This window comes from Rhizobium sp. RAF56 (assembly GCF_052113965.1).
GTDB lineage: Bacteria > Pseudomonadota > Alphaproteobacteria > Rhizobiales > Rhizobiaceae > Rhizobium.
Genome location: NZ_JBFRDU010000002.1, coordinates 262,764 through 275,030, shown reverse-complemented (window position 1 = coordinate 275,030; position 12,267 = coordinate 262,764). Strand labels below are relative to the sequence as shown.

General features: G+C 62.8%; 14 protein-coding genes and 1 tRNA gene. 3 read left to right on the top strand and 12 right to left on the bottom strand.

Translation table 11 applies throughout. The features are described 5' to 3' along the window. Nucleotides 1-153 precede the first annotated feature (153 nt). The 10 genes from AB4048_RS03230 to mnmA all read right to left on the bottom strand — a co-directional run bounded on the left by AB4048_RS03230 (nucleotide 154) and on the right by mnmA (nucleotide 8,196). A complete protein-coding gene (locus tag AB4048_RS03230) occupies nucleotides 154-477 on the bottom strand; it encodes a hypothetical protein (protein ID WP_442200467.1) in 324 nt (107 codons plus the stop codon). A gap of 97 nt (nucleotides 478-574) precedes the next feature. Then, complete coding sequence (locus tag AB4048_RS03225) at nucleotides 575-967, bottom strand: DUF1236 domain-containing protein (RefSeq protein WP_442200466.1); 393 nt, start codon at nucleotides 965-967, stop codon at nucleotides 575-577. 201 nt (nucleotides 968-1,168) lie between these two features. Further along, nucleotides 1,169-1,312: a DUF1127 domain-containing protein gene (locus AB4048_RS03220; protein ID WP_442200465.1), complete on the bottom strand. Its 144-nt coding sequence runs from the start codon at nucleotides 1,310-1,312 to the stop codon at nucleotides 1,169-1,171. 160 nt (nucleotides 1,313-1,472) lie between these two features. Continuing rightward, nucleotides 1,473-2,123: a YoaK family protein gene (locus AB4048_RS03215; RefSeq protein ID WP_442200464.1), complete on the bottom strand. Its 651-nt coding sequence runs from the start codon at nucleotides 2,121-2,123 to the stop codon at nucleotides 1,473-1,475. Nucleotides 2,124-2,291: 168 nt separating this feature from the next. Beyond that, entirely contained in the window at nucleotides 2,292-3,161 is an 870-nt protein-coding gene (gene nadC, locus AB4048_RS03210) for a carboxylating nicotinate-nucleotide diphosphorylase (protein WP_442200463.1), read from the bottom strand. Next, nucleotides 3,158-4,699, bottom strand: coding sequence for an L-aspartate oxidase (locus AB4048_RS03205; protein WP_442200462.1), 1,542 nt, complete (start codon nucleotides 4,697-4,699; stop codon nucleotides 3,158-3,160). The genes nadC and AB4048_RS03205 overlap by 4 nt, the downstream gene beginning before the upstream one ends. Then, on the bottom strand, nucleotides 4,696-5,670 hold the full coding sequence (gene nadA, locus AB4048_RS03200) for a quinolinate synthase NadA (RefSeq protein ID WP_442200484.1): 975 nt from the start codon (nucleotides 5,668-5,670) through the stop codon (nucleotides 4,696-4,698). The genes AB4048_RS03205 and nadA overlap by 4 nt, the downstream gene beginning before the upstream one ends. Before the next feature lie 66 nt (nucleotides 5,671-5,736). Further along, the gene (locus AB4048_RS03195) at nucleotides 5,737-6,669 is read right to left on the bottom strand and encodes an NUDIX hydrolase (RefSeq protein ID WP_442200461.1); all 933 of its coding nucleotides are present in this window, start codon (nucleotides 6,667-6,669) and stop codon (nucleotides 5,737-5,739) included. A gap of 116 nt (nucleotides 6,670-6,785) precedes the next feature. Then, nucleotides 6,786-6,862 (bottom strand) — tRNA-Met (locus AB4048_RS03190). A 134-nt stretch (nucleotides 6,863-6,996) separates the two neighbouring features. Further along, nucleotides 6,997-8,196, bottom strand: a complete 1,200-nt coding sequence (mnmA, locus tag AB4048_RS03185; protein ID WP_442200460.1) for a tRNA 2-thiouridine(34) synthase MnmA — start codon at nucleotides 8,194-8,196, stop codon at nucleotides 6,997-6,999. A gap of 261 nt (nucleotides 8,197-8,457) precedes the next feature. Between mnmA and AB4048_RS03180 the strand changes: the two genes are divergently transcribed. Then, nucleotides 8,458-8,841 carry a DUF427 domain-containing protein gene (locus AB4048_RS03180; RefSeq protein WP_442200459.1) on the top strand — a complete coding sequence of 128 codons (384 nt, stop codon included), beginning with the start codon at nucleotides 8,458-8,460 and terminating at the stop codon, nucleotides 8,839-8,841. Nucleotides 8,842-8,877: 36 nt separating this feature from the next. Here the strand turns inward: AB4048_RS03180 and AB4048_RS03175 are convergent, their stop codons facing one another. Then, nucleotides 8,878-9,366 carry a cupin domain-containing protein gene (locus tag AB4048_RS03175; RefSeq protein WP_442200458.1) on the bottom strand — a complete coding sequence of 163 codons (489 nt, stop codon included), beginning with the start codon at nucleotides 9,364-9,366 and terminating at the stop codon, nucleotides 8,878-8,880. A 247-nt stretch (nucleotides 9,367-9,613) separates the two neighbouring features. On the opposite strand from AB4048_RS03175, the gene AB4048_RS03170 reads away from it, so the two are divergent. Together AB4048_RS03170 and AB4048_RS03165 are read left to right on the top strand one after the other, a co-directional pair. Beyond that, nucleotides 9,614-10,000 carry a hypothetical protein gene (locus AB4048_RS03170; protein WP_442200457.1) on the top strand — a complete coding sequence of 129 codons (387 nt, stop codon included), beginning with the start codon at nucleotides 9,614-9,616 and terminating at the stop codon, nucleotides 9,998-10,000. Nucleotides 10,001-10,244: 244 nt separating this feature from the next. Further along, entirely contained in the window at nucleotides 10,245-11,405 is a 1,161-nt protein-coding gene (locus AB4048_RS03165; RefSeq protein WP_442200483.1) for a CaiB/BaiF CoA transferase family protein, read from the top strand. Between the two features lie 99 nt (nucleotides 11,406-11,504). Here the strand turns inward: AB4048_RS03165 and AB4048_RS03160 are convergent, their stop codons facing one another. Then, nucleotides 11,505-12,209 (bottom strand): SDR family oxidoreductase, encoded by a 705-nt coding sequence (locus AB4048_RS03160; protein WP_442200456.1) that lies wholly within the window; start codon nucleotides 12,207-12,209, stop codon nucleotides 11,505-11,507. Between the last annotated feature and the right edge of the window lie 58 nt (nucleotides 12,210-12,267).

Below are 12,267 nucleotides of genomic sequence, written 5' to 3'. Positions count from 1 at the left end.
GCTCAACACAGCAGCGACAACGCGATCACGAAGGTCGTTCGATAAAGGTCGGGTCATAGATACTGGCCTCCATCCAGCCAGCATCTTGAATCACAATCATCCTGATTCGGGAATCACCTCAGATTCAGACCAAAGCGGAAACGGTCTAACACCCTACCAGCGCGGAGAGCCGAAGCCGAAATAGAAACCGTTGGAGCGGCGATAGCGGTATCTATCCCGCTCCCAGGCTCTGTCGTCGCGATGATCGCGATAATCCCGGCGGTTATAGTCTCGGTGATAGTTGCGGTCGTTATACCAATGACGTTCACCCCTCCGCTGCTGCCAGTTGTATGGGGGAAAATCGTCGACGCGCACCTCGACCACCCCGGTTCGGCCGGGTACGCCGGGAGGGGAGGCAGTGCCGGCGAAAGCAAAGGCCCCGGTGGCCGATCCCGTGGCAAGCGCTGCTGCCAACAAAACGATTGCTGCCTGTCTCACCGCTTTACTCCTATTGTTAGGTTCTCGAGGGGTAACGCATCGGTTTGGATGCAGGTTCCGCCCTGTGCTGCTGCCCGTCACGGAACCGGACCTCGGACTATTGAAGCACCTGGACGACTTTTCGGGATTGGGGCTGTACGATGACCCGCTGACGGTTGACGACAGCGTAGGAATAGTGCGGATCGTCAGGGACGGGAACGACAGCCACATTTTCCGGCAGCGTCCTGCCAACGGCAACCGGCTCTTGAACAACGACGTTACCGGCTGGCAACGGCTGTTGTTGGACGTAGGTGACGACGCGGGCGGGAGGCGGATCGATGGCGGCGCCAATGATAGCTCCGGTCACGCCGCCGACGGCAGCGCCCACCGGTCCACCGACCACCGCGCCGGTAACCGCACCGCCTGCCGCACCGGTAACAATTCCGTCGGCTTTGGCATTGTAGGAAAGGGCAGCTAGGAAAATTCCCGAAATCAGAATTGCCTTTTGCATTTCCGTTCTCCTATGAGCACGCCCCGCTCACCGTGCTTAAACGAGCATAGAGGCGGCGAGTTCCAAAGCCGGTTCAGGGGAGCGCGGTTGTGAAGCGAGTACACCGGTCAAGCATCGCAACCAACGCTGCAGAGCGCTCTCCATACGCACAAAAACGCCCGCATCGGTAGCGGGCGCTTGGCATGCGACTAGGCTTGTGTCTTAGCGGGTAGAGGCGCGGGCGAGGGCCGGAATTTGGCCTCTGCTGATCCCGAGGTCCTGTAGGGTCCGGCTGTTAAGGCGGCCAAGTTCGGAGATTGCGCGGCGATAAGAAAGCCAATTGTTGAAGCTGCGAACGACGTTCATGTTGATCCCCTTTCATGGGCTCAGTTGACGCCGGCTTCCATTTATTGGTCCGTCGTCTTGACGAACCTTATGTGGGGATGGCGGATGCAAAATGCTCGCGCCTAACGGTCAACCCACCCATGCGGCTCGTGCATAACTCGCGATCGGAAGGACAATGGCCTCACTGAGCGGGTCGCGCGATATAGCGCGTGCATAGGAGAAGCAGCACGATGGAAAAAGAGCTGAAGACGAGGCCATCGACCGCGCCGTAGCTGACCACCCCGACAATCCCGCCGACGAGAAATGCGAGAATGGTCACGATATGCAGCTTCAGCCGCGCGGAAGTCTCGTGCCGCTGACCGTGGGCGCCTTCACCCAGGAGCATGGCAAGTCCAACCCCTATATCGGTTGCAATGCCGGACACGTGCGTTGTCCTCACACGGCTCGCCGAGATGCGTGTCGAGGCGGCGTTTTGGATTCCCATCGCAAAACTGAGCAGGCCGGCGACCGTCAGTCCGCTGCCGGGCCACGTCGATCCATGGGCATAGACGCCGACGGCCATCAGCAATGCGGCTTCGGCAAGCAAGGTCAGAGCATAGATGTTCCTGAGACCGCGAGACTTGCCGACCTGGATGATCAAGGACGCTGCAAGCGCGCCTAGGATGAACATCGTCACTATCGCCAGGAACGCCAGAGCCAGTCTGAACTCGCGCACCGAAAGATAGTCCGAAATCAGGGAAACGTTCCCTGTCATGTTGGCTGAAAAGAAGCCGGAGGCGATATAGCCGGCGCTGTTCACCCCACCGGCCACGAAGGCAAGCGAGGCGGCCAACAGCAAATCGATTGCAGGAGTTCTAGTTTCGCCTTCTCGGACAAGCATATACGGACCTGAGCATCACCATGGCAGAAGCCACGCAGTTGAGCAGAAATTCCCGCCGCTCGCCAGCGCCCCCTTGTCGCGGGCGCACTGTGTCGGGGCAGGCCGGTCCAGTGCCGTTGCTCAGACGGGACGATCGGCCTCCCGGTAGTCGAGACCGATATCGAGGATCGGTGCGCTATGGGTCAACCAGCCGATGGAGATCAAATCGACACCGGTCGCGGCGATGTCGGGCGCCGTCGCGAGCGTAATGCTGCCCGACGCCTCGGTCACTGCCCGGCCGGCAACCATTGCCACCGCTTGACGCAACTGCTCGACCGACATGTTGTCGAGCAGGACGGCGTCGGGGGCGAAGGCCAGCGCCTGATCCAGCTGGGCCAGCGTATCGACCTCGACCTCGATCTTGACGAGATGGCCGACGCTGCGGCGTACTCGCTCGATGGCCGGGCGGATTCCGCCAGCGATGGCGATGTGATTGTCCTTGATCAGGATAGCGTCGTCGAGGCCGAAGCGGTGATTGGAGCCGCCACCGGCGCGCACGGCGTATTTTTCGACAGCCCGCAAGCCCGGCGTTGTCTTGCGGGTGCAGACGATCCTGGCGCTGTGACCGCGGACCGCATCGACGACTGATGCCGTCGCGGTGGCGATGCCGCTCAGATGACAAAGAAAATTGAGCGCCGTCCGTTCGCCGGTCAGGATGGCACGCGCCGGGCCGGTCACGGAGGCAATGACCTCGCCTTGCGCCACTTTGCTGCCATCGGCGCAATGCACCGTCATATCGACGTCCTTGTCGATCATCCGGAAAGCGAGCGCCGCCAGATCGAGCCCGGCAACGGTGCCGGCCTTTCGCGCCGCGAGCACTGTCGTAGCATGATGGTCCTTCGCTACGATGGCATCCGTGGTCAGGTCGCCGGCTCTGCCGAGATCTTCGAGAAGAGCGGCTCGCACCAAAGGTTCGAGCATGATTGCGGGGAGAGAGGAGAGGTTCGTCATATGACGCTTTCCTGAGCTGGGGCGTGTGCGAGTTCCCGCGCCGCCGCCAAGGCGGCCTCGAGGGTGATTTCGGAGCGGCGGGCGGCGGCCGCATGGTTTGGATAGTCCGTCCGGAAATGCGCGCCGCGGCTCTCACGACGTAGCAAGGCCGAGATCGTGATCATCAGCCCGACAATGGCCGGGTCGGACGCCGTTCCATGCGGCTGTGCCAGCGGCAGCAAGGCGAACGCAGCCGCCAGCAACCCTTCGCCGTCGCGGGTGACGCCGAGGGCGCGCGATAGGATTGGGCGCACGGTTACCGGATCGGAGGAGGGGTGTTCGACCGCTACGGTTGGTTTTCCGCCAGCCCCAGACGAGCCCGCTACGCTTTCGGCCACACGGCGCGCGCAGACGACGGCCTCGGTTAGCGAGTTGCTGGCCAGCCGGTTGGCGCCGTGGAGCCCTGTCGAGGCGACCTCTCCGCATGCCCAGAGGCCGGCAACCGACGCGCGCCCCGCGTGATCCACGGCGACGCCGCCCATATGATAATGCTGGGCGGGCCGGATGGGGATGAGGTCATGCGCCGGATCGATGCCTGCGCGGCGGCAGGCCAGCGCGATCGTCTGGAAATGCTGCGCGAATGCCGCTCCCGGCTTTTCGCTGACGTCGAGGAACACGCGATGGCCCGCCGCCAGATGTCTCGCGACGGCGCGAGCGACGACGTCGCGTGGTGCGAGTTCCGCACCCGGCACGGCCATGAGGAAACGCCGGCCGGTCTCGTCGACGATCGTCGCGCCCTCGCCACGGACAGCCTCGCTGATCAACGTCATCGGACGGCCCGGCCCGTCAAGCGCCGTCGGGTGGAACTGGATGAACTCGAGATCGGCAAGGGCTGCACCGGCGCGCGCCGCAAGTGCCAGGCCCTGTCCGCAAGAGCTCAATGGATTTGTCGTGTCGTTGAACAGTCCGCCAATGCCGCCCGTTGCGAGAACGACGCGCCCCGTGGCGAAGACTACGGGACCTGTCGAAGAACGCGCCAGCACACCGGTCACTCTGCCATCGTCCACTAACAACCGACGCGCTTCGTAGCCCTCCAGAACTGCTATCGTCGGAATGGAACGGACAGCGGCGACAAGTGCGCGCATGACCTCCCGCCCGCTTCCGTCGCCTCCGGCATGGACGATGCGCCGGCGGCTGTGGGCGGCTTCGAGCCCGAGACGCAGCGTTCCTCCGGCCGTTCGATCGAAGCGAACCCCAAAGCGCACCAGATCCTCGATCGCGGCTGGTGCGGCGCGCAGAATGCGCGTGGCGACTTCCTCGTTGCAAAGGCCGTCGCCGGCGGCGAGCGTGTCGGCGATATGGAGGGCAGGGTCATCGTCGTCGCCGAAGCTGGCGGCAAGGCCGCCTTGCGCCCAGGCGCTCGAAGCATCGGCACCAAGTGGCGATCGCGATAGAAGAAGCACCGGCTCGGGCGCCAGATGCAACGCCGTCATCAACCCGGCTATGCCGCCGCCGATAATGACCGGCCGTCCGGCGAGATCTTGGATATTCACGCTCATACGGCCAGCATCCGCTCGATGGCAAGCCGCGCAGGCCCGGCGAGCGAAGCGTCGATGGTTACGACGTGCCGGTTCTCTTCGAGCGCCGCGCGAATGTTGGAAAGCGTTATCCGCTTCATGTGAGGGCACAAATTGCAAGGCCGGATGAACTCGACCTCGGGATGCAGCACCGCGACATTGTCACTCATCGAGCATTCCGTGATCAGCACGACGCGCGGCGGCTTTTGACTCTCCACAAAATCGGCCATGGCCGCGGTAGAGCCGGAAAAATCGGCCTCCGCCACCACTTCCGGCGGGCATTCGGGATGCGCCAGAACCGTCACTCCGGGATGATCCTCGCGCAGCTGGCGGATGTCGGCCGGCGTGAAGAGTTCATGGACCTCGCAGTGGCCTTTCCAGGCAATGATCTCCACGTCGGTCTGGGCGGCGATGTTTTTCGCCAGGTACTCGTCCGGCAGCATGATCACACGGGGAACCCCGAGGGACTCGACAACGGCTTTGGCATTGCCCGAGGTGCAGCAGATGTCGGAGACGGCCTTCACCTCGGCAGATGTGTTGACGTAGGTGACGACAGGTACGCCCGGATAGCGCTGCCGAAGCAGGCGGACATCCTCGGCGGTGATCGAATCCGCCAGTGAACAGCCCGCCGCCAGGTCGGGAATGAGCACGGTCTTTTGCGGATTGAGCAGCTTTGCCGTTTCTGCCATGAAATGCACGCCTGCGAGCACGATGACGTCCGCTTCGGTCGTCATCGCCTTGCGGGCAAGCGCCAGGCTGTCACCCACGATATCGGCAACACAGTGGAAGATTTCCGGCGTCTGATAATTGTGCGCCAGGATGACGGCATTTCGCTGCCGCTTGAGGTCCATGATAGCGTCGACGTCAGCCGCGAATACGGGCCATTCAACGGCCGGAATGACGCGCCGCACGCGGTCGTAGAGTTCCGAGCTGCGGGTTTGTTCGTATGCCATAGCCATGCCTAATATGCTCCATATGAGTATATGTTGGGCATATGCTTATACTGAGCATAAGGAAAGTCAAGCGCGTGAGAGTGGCAATTTTGTCCCTGCTACGGCGCGCTCGGCCAGCACCCCGTGCCGGAAACGAAACAGTTTCGCCGGTCGGCCGCCGGTCTCCGTCGTCATCGTCCCGGTCTCTTCGACCAGTTCCTGCTGTTCGACCAGGCGTCGGAAATTCTGCTTGTGCACGAGCCGGCCGGCCAACGCCTCGACGCTGCGCTGGAGCTGCAGCAGCGTGAATGTCGGCGACATCAATTCAAAGACGACGGGACGGTATTTGATCTTGGCGCGCAGCCGGGCGATGCCGGTGGCCAGAATACGACGGTGATCCGCCGCCATGGCCGAGCCGAACACTGACAGCCTGCTATCCGTCGCCTTGTCGCGATGCGCCTCCGCAACGAGCGCGGCTTCGTAAAGCAACTCGTAGCGCTGCAGCACCAAATCTTCGTTCCAGCCATGCTCGTCGAGGCCAAACGCGACCGCTGTCCGCTGCTGGCGCTCGCTGCGCATCGAGGCGTTTTCGGCGGCGTTCGCCCAGGCGTTCAACTGCGGAATGATGACGTTAGGCAACGCCGGCGGGACGCCTTCGCGGTGATCCTCCCACGGGAAATAGGCGTACCAGTTGCGCCAGGTTGCCTTGTCCGCGGGCTCCGCCTGCCCCTCGCGAGCCAGGGCCAGATAGCTGATTGAAATCACCCGCTGTGCCTCATCGGCTGCCCGGTCGCGGTCGGCGAAAGTGTAGAGCTGCTCGATGTAGCCAAGCGGATGTCGCGTCTGCTGTTCGACCCAGTCCCGGAGACCCGATTGCAGCGAACGGTGTCCAAGCTCGAATGGACCGGAGGGCAGGGCCAGGCCGCTCTCGATGGTCATGACGCGCGGCTGACCGGCGGTTGCCGCGACGAGCACCGCAATCAGTTCAGCGGCAATGGAATGTCGCAGGTCGGGCTTCAAAACATCTTCCGTTCCACTCACACACCGTCGGCAAGGGGCGCCCTGAGTGAGATGTCACACACAATCCGGAACCCCGGCTCATTGCAAGCTTTTGATCTTGTTGATGTCGAGAAAGTTGGTAGCGGAGGAGGGATTTGAACCCCCGACACAAGGATTATGATTCCTCTGCTCTGACCTACTGAGCTACTCCGCCACGGAGCCTTACGAAGCCTTTGCGATTGCCGCTCAAGCCCGTCGGTTGAGCGGCTTATAAGGTGCGGTTTGGCCCGGTGTCAAGCGCGTCGGTGACAAAAATCACTGCGCGAAAGCATGCCTCATGCGGCCGCCTCAGGCGGCTACCGGGTGCTCAAGAAGCGCCTTCAGCGCGGCCTCGGCCTCAGGCTCGCGTTCGGATCGCTCGATGAAGCCGCCGCCGTAGACGCGTGCGTCGTCGCCGGGCGCGGAGTAGAGCGCGCAGGCCTGTCCGGGGGCCACGCCCGCCTCGCCGACGCTCAGATCGACATAGATGCCGCGTGGGCCGGCCTTGAGTGTCGCGGGCGTCGGGGCGCGGGTCGAGCGGACCTTGGCGTAGCAGGGGAAGCCTTCGCCGGCGGCGGCAATCTCGATCGGCTCGTCGCCGAGCCAGTTGACGTCGCGCAGATAGACGCGATGCGTCTCCAGCGCTTCCTTCGGGCCGACAATGACGCGGCGCGAACGGGCATCGAGAAAGACGACATAGAGCGGCTCGCCGGTCGCAACGCCGATCCCGCGGCGCTGGCCGATCGTATAGTGCAGGATGCCTTCGTGGCTGCCGAGCACACGGCCGTCGAGGTGGACGATGTCGCCGGCAAGGGCCGAATTCGGCTTCAGCTTGGTGATGATGTCGGAATATTTTCCCTGCGGCACGAAGCAGATGTCCTGGCTGTCGGCCTTCTTGGCGACGACGAGGCCCATGTCTTCGGCAAGCTTGCGGGTCTCGGCCTTGGGCAGTCCGCCGAGCGGAAAGCGCAGATAGTCGATCTGCTCCTGGGTGGTCGCAAACAGGAAGTAGCTCTGGTCGCGGTCGGCGTCGGCGGGACGATAGAGCGCGCGGCGGCCGGGGTTGTCGCGCGAGGGGTTCGGGCGCGAGCGGATATAGTGGCCCGTGGCCAGCGCGTCGGCCCCGAGTTCCTTGGCGGTGGTAAGCAGGTCGGCGAACTTGACCGTCTGGTTGCAGGACACGCAAGGGATCGGCGTCTCGCCGGCCACGTAGCTTTCCATGAAGGGATTGATGACCGTGTCGCGGAAACGCTTCTCGTAGTCGAGGACATAGTGCGGGATGCCGAGCGTTTCGCAGACGCGGCGGGCGTCATCGATATCCTGTCCGGCACAGCAGGAGCCGGCGCGATGGACGGCCGCGCCGTGGTCGTAGAGCTGCAGCGTGATGCCGAGAACGTCGTAACCCTCGCGCTTCAGGAGGCCGGCCACGACGGAACTGTCGACACCGCCGGACATGGCGACGACGACGCGCGTATCTTCGGGCCGCTTGTCAAAATCGAGTATGTTCACGGGTCTTCCTGCCGCCAATGTCGGTCATTTAAGCGCTTGCTGTTTCATCGAGCCCGCCGTTTGACATGCAAATGCGGCGGATTTTCATGGCCGTCGGCTCATCGCGGGCTGAGCGCGCGCCTCGATCGCCAAGCCATATAGAAAGGAACGGCGTTCCGTGCAAGAGCGAGCGGATTGGCAGGCTCCCGCGCCTTGTCAGCACTTTGCTCTCTGCCGGTCCGCACCTATATCCACTGGGTGCCCCGAAGAGAGGTGTTTCCCATGCCCGAACGCGCCGTCAAAATCCCCGGACCCGACCACCCCATCACGATCGAACATCTGCACGATCGCGTCGTCGTCACCGCCGGCGGCCGCACGATCGCCGACAGTTGCCATGCACTGTCGCTCAAGGAAGCATCCTATCCGGCCGTTCTCTATATCAGGCGCGAGGATGTCGACATGTCGTTGCTTCAGCGTACGGACCACGCCACCTATTGCCCCTTCAAGGGTGATTGCGCCTATTACAGCATTCCCATCGGCGGTGCCCGATCCTTAAACGCGGTCTGGACCTATGAGCATCCCTATGCCGCCGTCGCCGACATCAAGGACTACCTCGCTTTCTATCCCGACCGCGTCGATGAAATCAGAGTGACGCCGATCGCGTGAGGAAAGCCGCCCGGTCGCCGTTTCGGGGGAGATGCTTCAGCTGTGGATCGGATCGATCCACAGCACCTCTTCCGGCTTTTCGACCGGCTCTATGTCGAGATTGACGACGACGGGATCCTGCCCGGAGCGGACCAGCACGCATTCAAGCGTCTCGTCGCGGCTGGCGTTTATTTCCTGATGCGGCACATAGGGCGGAACGAAGATGAAATCCCCGGGGCCGGCCTCCGCGACGAATTCCAGGCTCTCGCCCCAGCGCATCCGCGCCTTGCCCTTGACCACGTAGATGATGCTTTCAAGATCGCCGTGATGGTGCGCGCCGGTCTTTGCATTGGCGTGGATGGTCACCGTGCCGGCCCAGATCTTCTCCGCGCCGGCGCGCGCGTGGTTGATGGCGGCGGCGCGGTTCATGCCCGGCGTCTGGGCCGTGTTCGGATCGAGCGCATTGCCCGGAATGATTTTGACGCCGTGCTCGCGCCAATCGATCGCCTCGTGCGGGCCATGGTCGTGGCTGTGATCTTTGCTCATGGATGTGGTCTCCGCGGGCCAGGATTCGCGCCTTCCGTTAACCAAACGGTATCCGGAAGTTCCATGAACATTAGCGCGAACCCATTAGAAAACATAGGGAAATTGAGAAAGTTCAGCAAAAGGCTTTTCAAGTCGGCATTAATCTATAGAATCACTCGTGTTAAGGCCGGCGGGCCTCGTCAGTTTGCCCGCGTTCGTGCCGGTCGACTTAGGAGGACTTAGGACTTCCGCTTGAGAGGAGACAGCCATGACGAATGTACTGCCCCCCCTTCACGAGGGACACGCCCCGTTCACCCTGCAGCAGCTTTTTCGCGAAGCCGTTGATGCATTCGAGGAATGGGATACCGAAGTCACAGAACCGATCGTCACTTTCGAGGGACGCATCCTGCCGATCAGCACCGTCTTCGAGGCGATGCGCGGTTGCAGCGACATCATGCCGGCAAACCTGCTCGGCGCGATCACGGACCGGCTGACAAAGCCATGGGAAGGCGCGGGTTCGATCGACCAGATGACCTTCTCCATAGCTGCCCGTATCCTGGGCGTGCTGGTTCGCAAGCGGCTTTTCGCGACCGACAGCGCCGATCTTATCGCCGCGGCCGGCGCGCAGCAGGCCGAAGAGCGCGCGGAACGCTAACCGTCGATCCGATAGCCAAGAAGAAGCCGCCGCAGTTCACTGCCGGCGGCTTTTCATTTAGCCCGCTTGAATTTCGCTCCCGGTCCACGGGCTTCCCAGCCCATCCTATTCGTCCGCGTGCTGCGGCAAGCCGGAAGCGGCCCCGCGGCGCATCGGGCGGCGCTTGCCAAAATACCTCATATGTGAAAATCTTATTTACAGAAGAAAAGACGATGCACGCATGTCGCAGTGCCGGGAGAGAAATATCATGTCGGAGACTGAATTGCCGCTGAGCGGGCTTGTGGTGCTGGATATGAGCCAGTTCCTCTCCGGCCCCTATTGTTCGCTGCGGCTGATGGATCTCGGCGCCCGCGTGATCAAGGTCGAGCGGCCGGATGGCGGCGACCTGTCGCGCGGACTTTATCTCAGCGACACCGAAAGCGGCGATTCGACGATTTTCCATGCGATCAACCGTTCCAAGGAAAGCCTCGCGCTCGATCTGAAAAGCGAGCGCGACATGGCGGCGCTTCGCAAGCTGATCGCCAAGGCCGACGTGCTGATCCAGAATTTCCGCCCCGGCGTCATCGAACGCCTGGGACTGCATTTCGAGGCGGCACGCGAGATCAATCCGCGCCTCGTCTATTGCTCGATCAGTGGCTACGGCGAGGAAGGCCCCTGGGTCGGCCGGCCCGGCCAGGATCTCCTGGCGCAGTCGCGCTCCGGCGTGATGTGGCTGAATGGCGACGAGGGGCAGGGGCCGGTTCCCTTCGGGCTCGCGATCGGGGACATGCTGGCGGGCGCCGCGGCCGCGCAAGGCATACTCGCCGCTCTGGTGCGGCGGGGCGTCACGGGCAGAGGTAGCCACGTCCAGACGAGCCTGCTCGAAGCGCTGGTCGACCTGCAGGTCGAAGTGCTGACGGTGCATATGAACAGCGGCGGCAAGCTGCCGCAACGTTCGGGCTTCCGCAGCGCGCATGCCTACCTCTCGGCTCCCTACGGGGTCTATGCCGCCGCCGACGGCTATCTGGCGATCGCCATGACGCCGATCGCGAAACTCGCCGATCTCCTGCGAATGGACGAACTCCTGCCCTATCGCGATGATCCGAAGAGCTGGTTTACCGCTCGCGACGAGATCAAGCGACTGATTGCGGAGAAGATCAAAACCGAGCCGGTCGACCATTGGCTGTCTATCCTCGAACCCGCCGACATCTGGTGCGCCAAAGTGCTCGATTGGCCGCAGCTGCTGAGCAGCGAGGGTTTTGGCGCGTTGGACATGCTGCAGACCGTCGTGCGCGACGACGGGGCATCGGTCCGCACCACGCGTTCCCCCATCCGCATTGACGGCGAGCGCCCGAAATCTCAGCGCGCGGCGCCGAAGGTTGGGGAGCATACGCAGGCGATCTGGAAGGAGTTTCGGCTGGATTGACGGGTGTCAGCCAGCACGCTCTGGTGGTTGCCGCTCTCCGCCGGGTCGCGGCGGCTCCCGCTCCTGTGATGAGCGGGAGCCGCGATCTATCGGCCGGGATCAGACCGACCGGGTGAGGCCGCCATCGACCTTCAGGTTCTGGCCAGTGATGTAGCCAGCGCCTTCGGAGGCCAGGAATGCGATGGTTGCAGCAATCTCGGCGCTCGTGCCGTAGCGCTTCATCGGCACCATGTCACGGCGCTCCTCGGTGGCAGGCAGGCTGTCGATCCAGCCCGGCAGCACGTTGTTCATGCGGATATTGTCGCCGGCATAGGTATCGGCGTAAATCTTGGTGTAGGAGGCGAGCCCCGCGCGGAAGACGGCGGAGGTGGGGAACATGGCTGCTGGCTCGAACGCCCAGGCGGTCGAGATATTGACGATCGCGCCCGACTTCTGCGCCTGCATGATCGGCGTGACCAGCCGCACTGGCCGGATGACGTTCATCAGATAGACGTCGAGGCCGGTATGCCATTGCTCGTCGGTGATCTCCGTGATCCCGGCGCGTGGACCATGACCCGCGCTGTTGACCAAGGCGTCGATCCGGCCCCATTTCTCCATCGTGGTATCGACCAGTCGCTTCAGGTCGTCGTTCGACTGGTTGGATCCGGTCACGCCGATGCCGCCGAGTGCGGTTGCCAAGGCCTCGCCCTTGCCGGACGACGAAAGAATGGCGACCTTGAAGCCATCCTGCGCCAGTCGCTTTGCCGCTTCAGCTCCCATGCCGCTGCCGCCAGCGGTGATGACTGCTACTTTTTCTACTGACATGGTAACCATCCTTGTGGCGCGAGAGCATTTGTTGATTGTCTGCGAAGTAACAATTATC

Bases quoted from the DNA above. Each gene is read 5' to 3' on its own strand.
- nadC (WP_442200463.1), bottom strand. From the start codon at position 3,161: ATGACGAACCTCTCCTCTCTCCCCGCAATCATGCTCGAACCTTTGGTG.
- AB4048_RS03175 (WP_442200458.1), bottom strand. From the start codon at position 9,366: ATGAGCAAAGATCACAGCCACGACCATGGCCCGCACGAGGCGATCGAT.
- AB4048_RS03160 (WP_442200456.1), bottom strand. From the start codon at position 12,209: ATGTCAGTAGAAAAAGTAGCAGTCATCACCGCTGGCGGCAGCGGCATG.
- nadA (WP_442200484.1), bottom strand. From the start codon at position 5,670: ATGGCATACGAACAAACCCGCAGCTCGGAACTCTACGACCGCGTGCGG.
- AB4048_RS03180 (WP_442200459.1), top strand. From the start codon at position 8,458: ATGCCCGAACGCGCCGTCAAAATCCCCGGACCCGACCACCCCATCACG.
- AB4048_RS03205 (WP_442200462.1), bottom strand. From the start codon at position 4,699: ATGAGCGTGAATATCCAAGATCTCGCCGGACGGCCGGTCATTATCGGC.
- AB4048_RS03225 (WP_442200466.1), bottom strand. From the start codon at position 967: ATGCAAAAGGCAATTCTGATTTCGGGAATTTTCCTAGCTGCCCTTTCC.
- AB4048_RS03170 (WP_442200457.1), top strand. From the start codon at position 9,614: ATGACGAATGTACTGCCCCCCCTTCACGAGGGACACGCCCCGTTCACC.
- AB4048_RS03220 (WP_442200465.1), bottom strand. From the start codon at position 1,312: ATGAACGTCGTTCGCAGCTTCAACAATTGGCTTTCTTATCGCCGCGCA.